Here is a 15,632-nt window from a genome sequence, read left to right as displayed (position 1 = left end):
CGATCATGTCCTCACTGGCCAGCAGCTCACGGGCACGCGTCGAGATCCGCGGATCCTGAAAGGAACCAGCCGCAAAAGCAGAACCCGGACTACCCACCGCGGTCGTCTTCTCATCCGTGGGCTCGGGCACCGCACCGGTGGGGTCCCTGGGGTCTTTGGAAGAGCTTTGCGGAGGCTGTGACTGAGCGGGTGAGGTCTCCGCGGGCCCTGGTTCCGGGGCGGTGAGGAACCTCTCCAGCTCCCCCTCCCCACCCTTCCGATTCAGCACACGATTCAGCAGGAACGCCGCGAGCTGGGCGGTCTCCACCGCGCGTAGACGTCCGACGACCTCGGCTGTGTGCGACCACTCACCCAGCAGACCAACAGACGAGACCGCGGCCTCGGGGCCCTCTGACGCCTCGGCACGGCCCGAGTCCTCTGTGCCCTCGGATCCTCCATCAGGCTGTGGGTGACGTGCAGACTCCTGCGCACCGGCCGTAGCCTCCGCCACCGGGTGAGAACCGAACGACCATGACAACGGGCCCGCGACGCCGAACTCACCCGAGGCCACCCGCCCGATCGCGGCGCGCACATCAGCCACTGTCAGCAGCCGGGCGGGACCACCCTCGGGCTCGTCACGGAGCCGACCACGAGCAAGATCCTCCGTCATCGCCCCTCGCCTCCCCCTCGAAGCCTCAACCACCCTGCAGAACACACCCAGCAGAACAACCCGCCCAGAACACACGCGGCAGACACAGCCACCGTGCGCTCCTTCATCCCACCGTTCGCGGTGAGTGACAGACCATCTTCATTGATGTTCTACACACTATTCGAAGGCACGGACATAACTCTGCAGTCCGACGATCCGGCTGCATTACCGAAGGTGGTTCGGCGGACAACCACAGTAGTAACACCGCGACTGAACCAATGACTCATCGGCCAGTGGCACTCACGCCCTCTGAATCAATGTCTGATCATCGGCGCCGACGGGTGCGGATGAGAGGGAATCGAGGACGGCTCACCGTTCACAGCCGGTGGAAGCAACCGCTGGACGCGGTCAGTGTCGGACGCGGTCGGCGTCGGACGCAGTCGGCGTCGGACGCAGTCGGCGTCGGACGCAGTCAGTGTCGGACTCAGTCCGAGCCGAGCGCCATCAGAGCCGAGGGCAGTCAGCGGCGGCGACCCCGGAAGCAGTGGGTGTGCCAATGGCGCCGCGCCTCGGGCCCTGTGCCGAGCCCATACGCCGCAGTCTCGCGCCACGCGATGGTGTGCGGAGTCGATGCCGCGAGGTCCTGCTGACACCCGGGGCACACATAGACCTTGCCCGAAGGAGCACCGGTGGTCTCCTGCACCACCCACTGACCATCACGCGCATCGTCGATGCGACGGCGGGTCGCGAATCCGGCCGACAACTCGCGTGCCGGACGCTGCCATTTGTTGGCGCGGCGCGAAGAGGACGAACGTGGCATGACGCCAGTGTCTCACGTAGTGTTGACGCCTGTGCGAGTCGTGATTGCGAAGTGCCAGGTCGACTATGCGGGACGTCTGTCCGCGCATCTGCCCCTGGCCATGAGAGTCCTCATGATCAAAGCCGACGGCAGTGTGCTGGTCCATTCCGACGGCGGCTCCTACAAGCCGCTCAACTGGATGTCACCGCCCTGCTCGATGCGCGTCGAAGACCCCACGGCAGACCAGGTCGAAGCCGGCTTCTCAGAGATCTGGACCGTGCGCCAGAAGAAGACCGACGACACGCTCGTCATCTCCATCGCAGAGATCGTGACGGAGGTGGAGCAGGAACTCGGCACCGACCCGGGTCTCGTCAAGGACGGCGTCGAAGCCCACCTGCAGGAGCTGCTCGCCGAACACATCGACACGCTCGGCGACGGATACACGACGGTCCGCCGTGAGTACATGACTGCGATCGGCCCCGTCGACATCCTGGCCCGTGACTCAGCAGGCTCGTCGATCGCCGTGGAGATCAAGCGGCGCGGTGGCATCGACGGCGTCGAGCAGCTCACGCGCTACCTCGAACTCATGAACCGCGACGCCACGCTCGCTCCTGTCACCGGTGTCTTCGCCGCCCAGGAGATCAAGCCGCAGGCGCGCACCCTCGCCGAGGACCGCGGCATCCGCTGCGTGGTCCTCGACTACGATGCGCTGCGCGGAATGGACGACCCGGAGACACGGCTGTTCTGAGACACGGCCGCACCTCACACCGCACCTGACGGGACCTCACCTCACGGGATGACGGTGTCCGGCTTCTCCACGCGCTCGATGGTCGCACCGAGCCGCGTCAGCTTCTCCACGAAGTGCTCGTAGCCGCGCTCGATGTGGTCGACACCGGACACCTCCGTCCTGCCGCGAGCGGTCAGGCCCGCCACGACGAGGCCCGCACCCGCACGGATGTCACTCGCCTCGACCTCGGCTCCGGACAGCGAATCGGTGCCGGTCACCAGTGCATGGTTGCCGTCGATGCTCACCGTGGCGCCCAGCCGTGACAGCTCGTTCACGAACCGCCAGCGCGCTTCGAAGAGGTTCTCCGTCAGCAGACCCACACCGTCGGCCACGGCGTTGAGCGCGATGACGAACGGCTGGAGATCCGTGGGGAATCCGGGGAACGGCAGGGTCGACACCCTCACGGGTCGCGGTCGCTCCGGACCGACGACACGGAATCCGGCGACCGACGGATCGTCATCTGCCACCGGGTCCACCTGTGCACCCGCTTCCACCAGCTTGTCCACCACGTTCGGCAGGAGCGCGAGCTCCGCACCGCGCACGGTGACGTCCCCACCCGTCGCGGCTGCGGCGAAGGCCCATGTCCCCGCGACGATGCGATCGCCCACACACCGGTGTTCGACCGGCCGCAGCTCCGGGACTCCCGTCACGACGAGGCGGGCTGTGCCGATGCCCTCGATGTCAGCACCCATCTCCACGAGCATCGTGCAGATGTCGACGATCTCCGGCTCCTTCGCCACATTCTCGATCGTCGTCACGCCGTGTGCCAGGACCGAGGCCATGACGAGGTTCTCCGTCGCACCCACCGACGGGAACGGCAGAGCGATGTCGGCACCGCGCAGCCCGTTCGGGGCGCTGGCGACGAAGTACCCGTGCTCCAGACTCACGTCTGCGCCCAGCTGCTCCAGACCGCGCTGGTGCATGTCCAGGCCGCGCGACCCGATGGCGTCGCCGCCGGGCACCGCGACCTCGGCGGCGTGCATCCTGCCCACCAGCGGGCCGAGCACCGAGATGGAGGCCCGCATGAGCCTCACGAGTTCATAGTCTGCGGTGATGCCGGGGGCCTCCGGGACATCGATCGCGACAGTGCCGGCGTCCGCGTCGTAGTCGATGCCGCACCCGAGGCGGTGGAGCAGTTCGCACATGATCCGGACATCCGCGATGGCCGGGACGTTCGAGATGACGGAGCGGCCGGGGGCCAGCAGCGTCGCCGCCATGAGCTTGAGGACGGAGTTCTTCGCGCCCCTCACCGTCACATCGCCGGACAGGACCGTGGGGCCCTCGATGACGAAGACGTGCCTCATGTGAACCGTCCCATCGTGTAGTTGGCGCCCGGGGGCGCGGACTCGAGCCAGGAGGAGAAGCCGGAGAGGGCCTCCGCGTCCAGGGCCAGGCGGATCGTCTTGGGCGACCCGCGATGGACATCGTAGCGGCAGACGATGACCTGCGCGTCCGGCAGCAGGGAGTACTCCTCGCCGTCACTGGGACGGCCGCGCTCGACGATCTCCAGATCGGAGCGCGGGAGGATGAAGCTGGGGTGCGGTCGCAGGCTGAAGACCGGGTACCAGTCGAGGGCGGAGACGCCGAAAACGGCGACGCCGAGCCGCCAGACCCCGGGCTTCTGCGGAGGCTCGAGAGAGCAGTCGAAGGCGCCGGCCGCTCGAGTGAGCGACCGGCGCCTGACGGTGAAGAGCACGACGATGACCACAGCCGCTCCGACCGACGAGAGCAGAATGATCAGCAGAACGGATGCAAGCACGTCGCTTCTTCCCGGGGACTTGTCAGTCCACGATCTCGGCCGCGTCGGCGACCACGGAGACCCTGTCGTTCGCCACCGACAGGAATCCTCCGTCCGCCTGCGCGCGGACGGTGGCACCGGCCGTCGTGAGGATGCGGACCTCTCCCCCGGCCACAAGCCCCATCAGGGGCTCGTGGCCGGCGAGGATGCCGATCTCGCCTTCGGTGGTGCGGGCCACGACGCGCGTGGCCTCCCCCGTCCAGACCTCGCGGTCAGCGGAGACGACGACGACTGTCAGCGCGGCCATCGGTCAGTTCTCCTTCTGGAGCTGCTCGTAGTTGCGCAGCACATCCTCGATCGGGCCGACGTTGAAGAACGCCTGCTCCGGGATGTGGTCGTAGTCGCCGTTGCAGATGCCCTTGAAGCCCTCGATCGTGTCCTGGATCGAGACCGTCGAGCCCTCGACACCGGTGAACTGCACCGCGGTGTAGGTGTTCTGCGACAGGAACTGCTCGAGGCGACGCGCGCGGTGCACGACGACCTTGTCCTCTTCGGACAGCTCGTCGACGCCCAGGATCGCGATGATGTCCTGCAGCTCCTTGTTCTTCTGGAGGATCTGCTTGACGCGCACTGCCGTGTCGTAGTGATCCTGGCCCACGTACAGCGGGTCGAGGATGCGCGACGAGGACGACAGCGGATCGACGGCCGGGTAGAGACCGCGCGACGCGATGTCACGCGAGAGCTCGGTGGTCGCGTCGAGGTGCGCGAACGTCGTCGCCGGAGCCGGGTCCGTGTAGTCGTCCGCGGGGACGTAGATCGCCTGCATCGAGGTGATCGAGTTGCCGCGGGTCGACGTGATCCGCTCCTGCAGCACACCCATCTCATCCGCGAGCGTGGGCTGGTAGCCCACAGCGGACGGCATGCGGCCGAGCAGCGTCGAGACCTCGGAGCCCGCCTGCGTGAAGCGGAAGATGTTGTCGATGAACAGGAGCACGTCCTGGTTCTGGACATCGCGGAAGTACTCCGCCATCGTCAGGCCCGTCAGTGCGACGCGCAGACGCGTGCCCGGCGGCTCATCCATCTGACCGAACACCAGTGCGGTGTTCTTGAGGACTCCGGACTCCTCCATCTCGAAGATGAGGTCGTTGCCCTCACGCGTGCGCTCACCGACGCCGGCGAACACGGAGACACCGCCGTGGTCCTGCGCGACACGGGTGATCATCTCCTGGATGAGGACCGTCTTGCCGACACCGGCACCGCCGAACAGGCCGATCTTGCCGCCCTGCACGTACGGGGTGAGCAGGTCGATGACCTTGATGCCCGTCTCGAACATCTCCGTCTTCGACTCGAGCTGGTCGAAGTTCGGCGCCTCGCGGTGGATGGGCCACCGGTCGGTGATCTCGTAGGGCTCGGTCAGCATCGACGTGTTGAGGACATCGCCCGTCACGTTGAAGACCTTGCCCTTGGTGACGTCACCGACGGGAACGCTGATGGGCGAACCGGAGTCGACGACCTCCTGACCGCGGACGAGGCCGTCGGTGGGCTGGAGGGAGACGGCGCGGACGATCCCGTTGCCGAGGTGGAGCTCCACCTCGAACGTGATCTTCCGGATGCCATCGGACAGGGCGACCTCGGTCGTCAGCGCGTTGTAGACCGTCGGGACCGCATCGAGCGGGAACTCGATGTCGACCACGGGGCCGATGACGCGCGAGATCCGGCCTGTGGTCCCCTGGACCTGGGGGGTTTCGGAAACTGTGGCAGTCATGTTCTCTTTCTCTTCTGCTCTCTTCACCTGGCGAGGCTCAGTCGCTGGGGCCGGAGGCTGCAAGAGCGTCGACGCCGCCGACGATCTCGGAGATCTCCTGGGTGATTTCTGCCTGTCGGGCCGTGTTGGCCAGGCGGGTGTACGTCTTGATGAGGTCGTCCGCATTGTCGGTCGCAGTCTTCATCGCCTGCTGGCGTGCCGCCTGCTCCGCCGCAGCGGCACTCAGCAGCGCAGACTGGATCCGCGCATCGATGTACCGCGGGAGCAGCGCATCGAGCACCTTCTCCGCACTCGGCTCGAACTCGTAGAGCGGGAAGACCTCATCCTGCGATGCCGTGGATCGCGCACCGGGTGCCGCCACGTCCTCCTCGACGACTTCGAGGGGGATCAGACGGCGGTACTCCGGCTGACGATCCACAGCTGACCGGTACACGGTCGACACGAGGTAGATCTCATCGACGCCGCCGGCGGAGAAGTCCTTCTCGAACGATGCGAGGAGCTCCTCCCCGATCTCACGTGCGTCGGCACCCGTGGGTGCCTCCGAGAAGCCGGTCCACGACCGCACGATCTCGCGATCGCGGAACGTGTAGTACGTCTCCGGCTTGCGGCCCACGGTGTAGAGGGCGACATCCTTGCCCTCGTCCCTGAGCAGGGTGATGAGTTCTTCAGCCTCACGGATGACATTCGCGGCGTACGCGCCGGCGAAGCCGCGGTCCGGGCCCATCACGACGACCGCTGCGCGGTCGATCGTGTCGGGCTCGGTCGTCAGCGTGTGATCGACGTTCGACTGCGTCGCCACCACAGAGACGGCACGGGTGATCTCACGCGCGTACGGGCTCGCCGCCTGTGCGCGCGCGACCGCCTTCTGGATGCGGGAGGCCGCGATGAGCTCCATGGCCTTGAAGATCTTCCGCAGCGAACTGGTGGAATTGATCTTGGCCTTGTAGACCCGCTGCTGTGCTCCCATCAGCACTTCCTTTCAGTCGTGGCGTGCACGTCGGACGACCTCAGCGCTTCTGCTTGACGATCTGCTCCTGCTCGATGTCAGCAGACTCCGCGGCAGCAGAGTCTCCCGAACCGGCAGCAGCGTCATCACCGGACGGCTGGAACTCCTTCTTGAACTCCGCGACGGCGTCGGAGAGGGCATCCTTAAGGTCGCCGGAGAGCTTGTCGGTCAGCCCGGCGATCTGGTCGAAGATGTCCGTCTTGCGCTCGAGGTAGGAGTGGAACTCCGACTCGAACCGCAGCACGTCGGAGACCGGGACCTCGTCCAGGTGGCCTTCGGAACCCGCCCAGATCGAGACCGTCTGGCGCTCGGAGGGCATCGGCTCGAACTGGCCCTGCTTGAGGAGCTCCATCAGACGAGCACCGCGATCCAGCTGACGGCGCGTCGCCGGGTCGAGGTCGGACGCGAACATCGCGAACGCCTCGAGCGAGCGGTACTGCGCCAGCGAGATCTTCAGCGTGCCGGACACACCGCGCAGCGGCTTGCGCTGAGCGGAGCCGCCGACGCGGGACACGGAGACGCCGACGTCGACAGCGGGACGCTGGTTGGAGTTGAAGAGATCCGACTGCAGGAAGATCTGACCGTCGGTGATCGAGATGACGTTCGTGGGGATGAACGCACCGACGTCGTTGGCCTTCGTCTCGATGATCGGAAGACCGGTCATCGAGCCGCCGCCCAGTTCGTCCGACAGCTTCGCGCAGCGCTCGAGCAGACGCGAGTGCAGGTAGAAGACGTCGCCCGGGTAGGCCTCACGGCCCGGCGGACGGCGCAGCAGCAGCGAGATCGCACGGTAGGCCTCAGCCTGCTTGGAGAGGTCGTCGAAGACGATGAGGACGTGCTTGCCCTCGTACATCCAGTGCTGACCGATGGCAGAGCCCGCGTAGGGAGCGAGGTACTTGAAGCCGGCCGGGTCGGACGCGGGGGACGCGACGATCGTCGTGTACTCCAGTGCGCCGTTCTCCTCGAGGGAGCGACGGACCGAGGCGATGGTCGAGCCCTTCTGGCCACAGGCGACGTAGATGCAGCGGACCTGCTTCTTCGGATCGCCGGACTCCCAGTTGGCCTTCTGGTTGATGATCGTGTCGAGCGCGAGGGCGGTCTTGCCCGTCTTGCGATCGCCGATGATCAGCTGGCGCTGTCCACGGCCCACCGGGATCATCGCGTCGATGGCCTTCAGACCCGTCTCGAGCGGCTCCTTGACCTCCTTGCGGTCCATGACGCCCGGAGCCTGGAGCTCGAGCTCACGACGGCCCACGGTCTCGATGTCGCCGAGCCCGTCGATGGGCTCACCCAGCGGGTTGACGACACGGCCCATGTATCCGTCGCCCACGGGCACGGAGAGCACTTCGCCGGTGCCGTAGACCTGCTGGCCCTCCGCGATCCCGGAGAACTCGCCGAGCACGACGGCGCCGATCTCGCGCTCATCGAGGTTCTGCGCGAGTCCGAGGGTGCCGTCTTCGAAGCGCAGCAGCTCGTTGGCCATGGTGCCGGGCAGACCGGACACGGTGGCGATGCCATCGCCTGCCGTGACGACAGTGCCGACTTCGGTCTTCTCTCCCGCCTGGGGCGAGTACGATTCGACGAACTTCCCCAGAGCGGCCCGGATCTCCTCCGGGCTGATTGTCAGTTCCGCCATCTGGTTTCCCTGCTTCCTTACTTGACGTGAGGCTGCGTGCGCGTCGCAGCGGTTGTTCGTGGCGCCCCGTTCGGGGCGCGATCAGCTGGTGAGTCGACGGCGAACGTCCGAGAGGCGATCTGCGATCGTGCCGCTCATCACCTCGTCGCCGACCTGCACCCGCACACCGCCGACGACGTCGGGGTCGACGACCACATGGAGCACGAGCTCCCTGCCGTACGACCGGGACAGTGACTGGGTGAGTCGATCCTGCTGCTGCTGAGTCAGCGGCTTCGCGACGACGACTTCAGCGACTGCGCGACGCTGACGCGCGGCCAGCACCTCGCCGTAGTTGTCGAGCGTCTCAGCCACGCGGAATCCGCGGGGATGCGCCGCCGCCTGTGACGCGAGGAGGACTGTCTCCTCTGCGGCGGCGGAGCCGAGCAGGTCCTGCACCAGTGCGCGCTTGGCACTGGGCGCGCGGTCGGAACCGAACGCCCAACCGAGCTCGTGGTCGGATTCGATCGTCCGTGCGAAGCGGAAGAGCTCCTCCTCGACACGGCCCAGGCGGGTCTCCGCCTGCGCGCGGGCCGCGAGCGCAGTCACGCCCGCCACCTCGAGTGCGGTCACGAAGTCCTGGGTGTGCGCCCAGTGGAAGCCGGCGGCGCTCCGCGCAACAGCGAGTGCGCGGTCGTCGACCCTGCTTCCGAAGAGGGCGTCCAGGACTCCGGTCTTCGCCTGCGGATCGAGAGAGGCGTCCGCGAGGGACTTCCTCAGGGAGACGTCCTCCGACAGCACCGTCACGATGCTGAGGAGGTCGGCTCCGATCGCTGCGTCGACCGTGGTGCCGGACACCGCGGAATCGATCTGGGCGAGTACCTTCTGCAGGGACATCCTGCTCGACTGGAGCATCAGACCTCCTTGGAAGCGGAGGCGGGGGCCGCCGGCGTCTGGGCCTCGAGATCGGCGATGAAGCGATCGACGACGTTGGCCGAACGGCTGTCATCGGCGAGTGACTCGCCCACGATGCGCGAGGCGAGGTCGGTCGCGAGACCGCCCACCTCGGAACGCAGGGAGACCATCGCGGACTGGCGCTCCGCCTCGATCTGAGACTTGGCCTGCGTGATGATCCGCTCTGATTCGTCGGTCGCCTGCTGCTTCATCGAGGCGATGATCTGCGCGCCTTCCTCCTGGGCCTCGGCCCGGAGTCTGGCGGCTTCGGCGCGTCCGTCCGCGAGCTGCTTCTGATACTCGGCAAGGGCGGCGTCCGCCTCTGCCTGCACCTTCTCAGCCTTCTCGATGCCGCCCTGGATGGCGCTGGAGCGCTCGTCGAGGACTGCACGGAACTTCGGAAGGAAGACCTTCCAGAAGGCGAAGATGATGATCGCGAAGCAGACCGCCGACCAGACGATGTCATAGACGGCTGGGATGAGCGGGTGTCCGCCCTCCGCCGCGAGAACTGTCATCGGGGTCATGTGCGGGTTCGCTCCCTATCAGGCTGCGGGGAAGATGAAGCCGGCTGCGATGCCCAGGAAGGCGAGCAGCTCGACGAAGGCGATGCCGAGGAACATGGTGGCGCGCAGCTGGCCTGCGACCTCCGGCTGACGAGCCATGCCCTCAACGGTCTTGCCGACGAGGATGCCGATGCCGATGCCGGGGCCGATGGCCGAGAGGCCGTAGCCGACGGTCTGCAGGTTGCCGGTCACTTCGGCGAGGATGGTGGTGTCCACGTGGGTATTCCCTTTCGATTGAGGGCCGGCTCTTCAGCAGGCCCCTGTCTTGCGGATGACAGTTTGTGGGTCCGGGACTCAGTGGTCCTCGGCGACGCTCAGCTGGATGTAGGCAGCGGCCAGCAGAGCGAAGATGTAGGCCTGCAGCACCGCGACGAGGATCTCGAAGAGCGTGAAGGCGAAGCCGCCGATCAGCGTGAGCACTCCGAAGCCGGCGGAGATTCCGCCCACCTCGAAGAAGAAGAACTGGGTGGCGGCGAAGCACAGGACGAGCAGCAGGTGGCCCACGAGCATGTTGAACGTGAGACGCAGCGTGAGGCTGACCGGCCGTGCGATGAAGGTCGAGACGATCTCGATCGGCGTGACGAGGATGTACATCGGCTTCGGGACGCCGGCGGGGAACAGCTCACCCTTGAGGTACGCGAGGCCGCCCTTGGCCTTGATGCCCGCGCCGATCATCACGACGTAGACGACGAGCGCCATGACCAGCGGCATGCCGATGAGTGCGTTGGACGAGATGTTCAGGAAGGGGACGATGCCCGTGACGTTGAGGGCGAGGATCCCGAAGAAGAGCGAGGCGATGAGCGGGAAGAACCGGTCGCCGTCCTTCTTGCCGAGCATGCCGTAGGCGATGTCCTTGCGGACGAAGTCGAAGGCCATCTCCACGACGGACTGGATGCGGCCCGGGACGAGCGTCGCCTTCCGCAGCGCGAGCCACAGGAAGAGGAGCAGGACCAGCGTCGCGAGGATGCGGACCAGGATGATCCGGTTGATGTCGAAGCCTGTCCCCTCGAACAGGAACACCGCCGGGAAGAACTCTTCGAGACCGGGGGCGACGAAGCCCCCTCCCCCTTCAGCTGCGAGCAGCGACACCGTTGGCAGGGCGTTGATGAACAGGGCGGTCTCCTGACGGCTATGCGGCCGCCGCAGGTGCGGTGACCGGCGACGGCACTTCGAACGGGCGCGGTCGTCGGACTGGCGTCCGATCGGGATATCGCGATGGTCTGGCGCCGGATCCGGGTCTGACTCTGCATGCCGCACTCGAGATGTGCACAGAGACATGACCGATTATTCCCAGCGTGTCCCGGGATACTCTACCAACCGTAGAGAAGGGCACAAAACCGCTGGACCCCTGTCTTCCCGGACGACCGGTGTGTGCTTGGTCTCATCGAGCGGATTCGTCGACGAACGGGAGTCGGGCCCTCTGCACGATGACGACGTCTGCGATCAGAGAGGCGATCGCGGCGACGGCCAGTGTGAGGAAGAGCGTCCAGGGATCGTAGAAGTCCCTCCCGCGCAGTGCGATCCCCACTCCCATGAAGCCCACGATCTTCACCAGGAACCCGCCCAGGACGCCGGCCGCCATGGTCGTGGGGCTCGATTCGGCCGTGAAGTACATGACGACGGCCGTGATCGCGAAGAACGCGAAGGCGACGACGGCGCCGATGAGTGCGCCCCACACGCCCGGCAGACCGGTGAGCAGCGCCCCGACGAAGCTGGCGATAGTCCCGATGGCGACCGCGATGAGCGCGCCTGAGATGATCGTCCACTTCATGATGGAGCGGACGCTGGCGACGCCGCCCTGACGCGCGGGGCGCTCAGCGCCGGAGGATTCGGGAGAGGTGGTCATGAGGGCTCCTTACGTGCCAGGCGTCGGCCCAGCGGGTAGAACGTCAGCACGATCGTCACGAGGACGAGCACGGCGAGCACCGGGAGGACCCGGGCCACGGGGAAGCTGAGGAACGAGACCGATCCGAACGCGAAGATCACGGTCCACAGGTAGAGCAGCAGGACGGCGCGGGCGTGCGAGTGCCCGAGTCGGAGCATGCGGTGGTGCAGGTGCTTCGCATCCGCGGAGAACGGCGACTTCCCCGCCATCATCCGTCGCACCACGGCGAGTCCCAGGTCCAGCAGCGGCAGGGCCATCACCGCGATCGGCAGGATGATGGGGAGGAAGGCTGCCAGCGCGCGCTCGTCCGCGAGCATCGCGGGGTCCACCTGTCCTGTGACCCGGATCGTCGAGGCGGCCAGCAGGAGGCCGATCAGCATCGATCCGGAGTCGCCCATGAAGATCCGGGAGGGGTTGAAGTTGTGCGGCAGGAAGCCCACGCACGCTCCGACCAGCACAGCGATGATGAGCGACGCGAGGTTCGCGTAGCTGTCAGGGGTCGTGTCGACTGCCAGCGTGTAGCTGTAGACGAAGAACGCGGCGCCGCCGATCGAGACGACGCCCGCCGCCAGCCCGTCCAGACCGTCGACGAAGTTCACCGCATTGATGGACACGAGCACCACGAGCACCGTGAGGATGAGCGACATGCGGGGCGAGCCGATGATGATGCCGCCCAGCGGGATCGACAGGAGGCTCACGCCGTTGAGTGCCATGAACCCGGCGGCCAGTGTCTGTCCCGCGAGCTTCGTCGTCCAGTGCAGATCCCAGATGTCGTCGATGACGCCCAGCAGGCAGAGCAGCGTGGCGGCACCGGCGATGCCGATCACCGGACCGGGCTCGACGAAGACGCGGTTGAGGAACGGCGTCTGCGACGCGATGAGGAGACCGCCCATGATCCCGGCGAACATCGCGACGCCGCCCAGCCGGGGCGTGGGCACGGAATGGACGTCCCGATCGCGCAGCGGCGAGAAGATGAGGCCCCGCTCGGCGATCCTGCGCACCATCGGGGTGGCAAGGTACGAGATCACCGCCGACACGAGGAGGATGAAGAGGTAGGCGCGCACTCAGTCGTCCCGCACAGCGCCATCGTTCGGCCCATCCACACCGACGAGATCCGGCACGGCCTCCCGCAGACGGTCCAGCGACAGCGGCCCCTCCCTCACCACGCGCGGCGGCTCGGACGTCATGTCGACGATCGTGGAGGATCCCTGGCCGCTGCGCGGTCCGCCGTCCAGGTAGATCCCGACGGAATCGCCCAGCATCGACTCCGCTGCGGCGATGGTCTCCGCGGCCGGCTCCCCATGGGTGTTCGCACTCGACACCGCGAGTGGGCCGGTCTCCCCCAGCAGCGCCAGCGCGTCCGGATCATCCGGCATCCGCAGCGCGACGGTCCCCCAGGTATCGCCGAGGTCCCAGTCGAGCATGGGCTGCGCGTGGCAGATCACGGTGAGCGGACCGGGCCAGAACTGCGACACCAGCGCCATGATCCGTTCATCCGCGCCGCTCACCAGGGCCAGCAGCGTGTCCTGGCCCTGGACCAGGACCGGCGGGGGCATGTCACGTCCCCGCCCCTTGGCCGCGAGCAGCGCACCGACCGCGCGCGCACTGAAGGCGTCGGCCGCGATCCCGTAGACGGTGTCCGTCGGCATGACGAGCAGTCCGCCGTCGCCGATCACCCGACCGGCCTCCTTGAGTACCAGCTCGCGCACCTGCTCATTGCGGATGTCGAAGGTCCGTGCCATGCGTCGAGGGCTCACTTCCCCTGGGTGTGCGGCTGTCGGACAGCCAGCGTGAAACGATCTCGTCCAGTGTAGTCCGCGCGCGTCGTCGCCTCCGCGAAACCGGATGCGAGGAATGCCTCACGCAGCGCCGCCCCCTGGGTGTCCGCGTGCTCGAGCACGAGCAGGCCGCCGGTCGGCAGCACGGGGGCGGCCGCGGCGATCACCAGCCTTGGCACGCGGGTCCCGTCATCACCGCCACCCCAGAGTGCGCGTGCGGGATCGTGGTCGACGACCTCGGGCGCGGTGGTGGTGCCGTCGGCGACGACATAGGGCGGATTGGCGACGACCACGTCCGCACGGCCGGTGAGGTGCGCGTCCACGACCGCGCGCACTGCCTCCGGATCCGTCGCGTCCGCCTCCACGACCGCGAAGTCGGAACCGGCCCGTGCGAGGTCGCCTGCGACCGCGTCCGCACTGCGTCGGGCCCAGCCGGCCGCCGTCGGGTCGGCTTCGATCCCCACCGCCGAGGTCCCGGCCGCCTCTGCGGCCACGGCCAGTCCCAGCGCCCCCGTGCCCGTACACAGGTCCAGGACGCGGGCACCTCCGGAGGGGCGCACCGACGCGAGGTGCGCAAGCACCGGATCCACCAGCAGCTCGGTCTCCGGCCGCGGCACGAAGACTCCGGGTCCCACCGGCAGGGTGAGGGTCCGGAAGTGGGCCTCCCCCGTGATGTGCTGGACCGGGACGCGCCGCGCACGGCGCGCCAGCAGCGCGTCGAAGGAGGCTGCGGCCTCGGCGGGAACGGGGTCTCCCATGAGGCGGGCTCGGCTGAGGCTGCGGCCGTCCATGCCGCACGCGTGAGCGAGCAGCAGTGCGGCGTCCGCGGCGGGCGAATCGACCCCCGCGGCGGCGAGACGCTGCTCCCCGTGTCGCAGGAGCTCGTCGATGCTCACCCGATGTCCTCCAGTCGCGCCGCGCGCTCGGCGGCGCGCAGCGATTCGACGACCTCGTCGAGCCGGCCGTCGATCACCTGGTCGAGGTTGTACGCCTTGTACCCGGTCCGGTGATCGGTCACGCGGTTCTCCGGGAAGTTGTACGTCCGCACCCTCTCGGACCGGTCGACTGTGCGCACCTGGGACCGGCGCTGTGCGGATTCGGCCTCTGCCGCCTCCTCAGCGCGGGCCGCGAGGATCCGCGCGCGCAGCATCCGCAGCGCCGCTTCCTTGTTCTGCAGCTGGGACTTCTCGTTCTGGCAGCTCGCGGTGATCCCGGTCGGCAGGTGCGTGATGCGGACCGCGGAGTCCGTCGTGTTGACCGACTGGCCGCCGGGGCCGGACGAGCGGTACACGTCGATCCTCAGGTCGTTGTCCGGCAGCTCGACCTCATCCGGCGCGTCCGCCTCCGGGAACACGAGCACGCCGGCGGCGGAGGTGTGGATCCGTCCCTGGGACTCCGTCACCGGGACCCGCTGGACCCGATGGACCCCGCCCTCGAACTTCGTCCAGCCGAAGACGCCGTCCTGCGAGGACTTGAGCGCCATCGTGAGCTCTCGCACGCCGCCCAGCTCCGTGTGGGCCGCGTCGAGGACCTCCGTCGACCACCCCTTCGTCGCGGCCCAGCGCTCGTACATGCGAGCCAGATCCGCGGCGAAGAGTGCCGATTCGTCGCCGCCCTCCCCCGCACGGATCTCGACGATCGCGTCGCGGCCGTCATCCGGGTCGGAGGGCACGAGCAGCTCACGCAGCTCCGCGGTGAGGGATTCCCGCTCGTCGCCGAGCGCCTCCTCGAGCTCCGCAGCCTCGGCGGCGAATGACTCGTCCGCTTCGGCCATCTCGTGGGCCGCCGCCAGATCATCGGCGATGGTCTCCAGCCGCGTCCAGACGCGCACGACGCGGTCCAGCTCCGCATAGCGGCGGGTGAGTGACCGCGCACGGCCGGGACTGCTGTGGACCTCCGGATCGGCGAGCTCCTGCTCGACGCGCGCGTGCTCGTCCAGCAGGGAGCGCACGCTCGCGGCCAGGGCGTCGAGCTCCTGTTCGATCGAGCCCTGTGCCTCCGCAGTCATCTCCGCACCCCTCTCAGCACGCCGGTCTCACCACTCGAGCCTCACCACTCGGATCTCACCACATCATCCTCGTAGCCACCGACGTGCGGCATGCCACGAGGGCCGCAGG

General features: G+C 67.6%; 16 protein-coding genes and 1 pseudogene. 1 reads left to right on the top strand and 16 read right to left on the bottom strand.

What is annotated here, in order from left to right; genetic code table 11:
* Window positions 1–649, bottom strand: a pseudogene (locus tag FM105_RS12435) (hypothetical protein); the annotation flags it as partial.
* Window positions 650–1,479: 830 nt separating this feature from the next.
* Here FM105_RS12435 and nucS point away from each other — a divergent pair.
* The gene (gene nucS / locus FM105_RS12425; RefSeq protein ID WP_087008704.1) at window positions 1,480–2,175 is read left to right on the top strand and encodes an endonuclease NucS; all 696 of its coding nucleotides are present in this window, start codon (window positions 1,480–1,482) and stop codon (window positions 2,173–2,175) included.
* A gap of 41 nt (window positions 2,176–2,216) precedes the next feature.
* Here nucS and murA read toward each other — a convergent pair whose 3' ends face one another.
* The 15 genes from murA to prfA all read right to left on the bottom strand — a co-directional run bounded on the left by murA (window position 2,217) and on the right by prfA (window position 15,523).
* On the bottom strand, window positions 2,217–3,518 hold the full coding sequence (murA, locus tag FM105_RS12420; RefSeq protein WP_087008703.1) for a UDP-N-acetylglucosamine 1-carboxyvinyltransferase: 1,302 nt from the start codon (window positions 3,516–3,518) through the stop codon (window positions 2,217–2,219).
* Window positions 3,515–3,973 (bottom strand): DUF2550 domain-containing protein, encoded by a 459-nt coding sequence (locus FM105_RS12415; protein ID WP_087008701.1) that lies wholly within the window; start codon window positions 3,971–3,973, stop codon window positions 3,515–3,517. Before FM105_RS12415 ends, murA begins: the two co-directional genes overlap by 4 nt.
* A 22-nt stretch (window positions 3,974–3,995) precedes the next feature.
* Window positions 3,996–4,259, bottom strand: coding sequence for a F0F1 ATP synthase subunit epsilon (locus tag FM105_RS12410; RefSeq protein WP_087008699.1), 264 nt, complete (start codon window positions 4,257–4,259; stop codon window positions 3,996–3,998).
* Window positions 4,260–4,262: 3 nt separating this feature from the next.
* The gene (gene atpD, locus FM105_RS12405) at window positions 4,263–5,717 is read right to left on the bottom strand and encodes a F0F1 ATP synthase subunit beta (RefSeq protein WP_087008696.1); all 1,455 of its coding nucleotides are present in this window, start codon (window positions 5,715–5,717) and stop codon (window positions 4,263–4,265) included.
* Between the two features lie 37 nt (window positions 5,718–5,754).
* Complete coding sequence (locus FM105_RS12400) at window positions 5,755–6,684, bottom strand: F0F1 ATP synthase subunit gamma (RefSeq protein ID WP_087008694.1); 930 nt, start codon at window positions 6,682–6,684, stop codon at window positions 5,755–5,757.
* Window positions 6,685–6,724: 40 nt separating this feature from the next.
* Entirely contained in the window at window positions 6,725–8,359 is a 1,635-nt protein-coding gene (gene atpA / locus FM105_RS12395) for a F0F1 ATP synthase subunit alpha (protein ID WP_087008693.1), read from the bottom strand.
* A gap of 81 nt (window positions 8,360–8,440) precedes the next feature.
* On the bottom strand, window positions 8,441–9,250 hold the full coding sequence (locus FM105_RS12390) for a F0F1 ATP synthase subunit delta (protein WP_087008691.1): 810 nt from the start codon (window positions 9,248–9,250) through the stop codon (window positions 8,441–8,443).
* The gene (locus FM105_RS12385; RefSeq protein WP_087008690.1) at window positions 9,250–9,813 is read right to left on the bottom strand and encodes a F0F1 ATP synthase subunit B; all 564 of its coding nucleotides are present in this window, start codon (window positions 9,811–9,813) and stop codon (window positions 9,250–9,252) included. The genes FM105_RS12390 and FM105_RS12385 overlap by 1 nt, the downstream gene beginning before the upstream one ends.
* An 18-nt stretch (window positions 9,814–9,831) precedes the next feature.
* Window positions 9,832–10,068 (bottom strand): ATP synthase F0 subunit C, encoded by a 237-nt coding sequence (gene atpE, locus FM105_RS12380; RefSeq protein ID WP_087008688.1) that lies wholly within the window; start codon window positions 10,066–10,068, stop codon window positions 9,832–9,834.
* Window positions 10,069–10,146: 78 nt separating this feature from the next.
* A complete protein-coding gene (atpB, locus tag FM105_RS12375) occupies window positions 10,147–10,941 on the bottom strand; it encodes a F0F1 ATP synthase subunit A (protein ID WP_087008686.1) in 795 nt (264 codons plus the stop codon).
* A gap of 292 nt (window positions 10,942–11,233) precedes the next feature.
* Complete coding sequence (locus FM105_RS12370) at window positions 11,234–11,698, bottom strand: hypothetical protein (RefSeq protein WP_087008684.1); 465 nt, start codon at window positions 11,696–11,698, stop codon at window positions 11,234–11,236.
* Window positions 11,695–12,801, bottom strand: coding sequence for an MraY family glycosyltransferase (locus FM105_RS12365; protein ID WP_087008682.1), 1,107 nt, complete (start codon window positions 12,799–12,801; stop codon window positions 11,695–11,697). Before FM105_RS12365 ends, FM105_RS12370 begins: the two co-directional genes overlap by 4 nt.
* The gene (locus tag FM105_RS12360) at window positions 12,802–13,479 is read right to left on the bottom strand and encodes an L-threonylcarbamoyladenylate synthase (protein ID WP_087008681.1); all 678 of its coding nucleotides are present in this window, start codon (window positions 13,477–13,479) and stop codon (window positions 12,802–12,804) included. It lies immediately after the preceding gene.
* 11 nt (window positions 13,480–13,490) lie between these two features.
* Window positions 13,491–14,411 carry a peptide chain release factor N(5)-glutamine methyltransferase gene (gene prmC, locus FM105_RS12355; protein ID WP_218777956.1) on the bottom strand — a complete coding sequence of 307 codons (921 nt, stop codon included), beginning with the start codon at window positions 14,409–14,411 and terminating at the stop codon, window positions 13,491–13,493.
* Entirely contained in the window at window positions 14,408–15,523 is a 1,116-nt protein-coding gene (gene prfA, locus FM105_RS12350; RefSeq protein ID WP_087008679.1) for a peptide chain release factor 1, read from the bottom strand. Before prfA ends, prmC begins: the two co-directional genes overlap by 4 nt.
* Between the last annotated feature and the right edge of the window lie 109 nt (window positions 15,524–15,632).

Origin of the sequence: Brevibacterium yomogidense (assembly GCF_900163715.1) — a bacterium.
In the GTDB taxonomy this organism is placed as follows: domain Bacteria; phylum Actinomycetota; class Actinomycetes; order Actinomycetales; family Brevibacteriaceae; genus Brevibacterium; species Brevibacterium yomogidense_A.
This window is presented reverse-complemented; position numbering and strand designations above follow the sequence as displayed.

Excerpts from the sequence above, each read along its gene's own strand:
- murA (WP_087008703.1), bottom strand. The coding sequence starts at position 3,518 with ATGAGGCACGTCTTCGTCATCGAGGGCCCCACGGTCCTGTCCGGCGAT.
- FM105_RS12410 (WP_087008699.1), bottom strand. The coding sequence starts at position 4,259 with ATGGCCGCGCTGACAGTCGTCGTCGTCTCCGCTGACCGCGAGGTCTGG.
- atpD (WP_087008696.1), bottom strand. The coding sequence starts at position 5,717 with ATGACTGCCACAGTTTCCGAAACCCCCCAGGTCCAGGGGACCACAGGC.
- FM105_RS12400 (WP_087008694.1), bottom strand. The coding sequence starts at position 6,684 with ATGGGAGCACAGCAGCGGGTCTACAAGGCCAAGATCAATTCCACCAGT.
- atpA (WP_087008693.1), bottom strand. The coding sequence starts at position 8,359 with ATGGCGGAACTGACAATCAGCCCGGAGGAGATCCGGGCCGCTCTGGGG.
- FM105_RS12390 (WP_087008691.1), bottom strand. The coding sequence starts at position 9,250 with ATGCTCCAGTCGAGCAGGATGTCCCTGCAGAAGGTACTCGCCCAGATC.
- FM105_RS12385 (WP_087008690.1), bottom strand. The coding sequence starts at position 9,813 with ATGACCCCGATGACAGTTCTCGCGGCGGAGGGCGGACACCCGCTCATC.
- FM105_RS12370 (WP_087008684.1), bottom strand. The coding sequence starts at position 11,698 with ATGACCACCTCTCCCGAATCCTCCGGCGCTGAGCGCCCCGCGCGTCAG.
- FM105_RS12360 (WP_087008681.1), bottom strand. The coding sequence starts at position 13,479 with ATGGCACGGACCTTCGACATCCGCAATGAGCAGGTGCGCGAGCTGGTA.
- prfA (WP_087008679.1), bottom strand. The coding sequence starts at position 15,523 with ATGACTGCGGAGGCACAGGGCTCGATCGAACAGGAGCTCGACGCCCTG.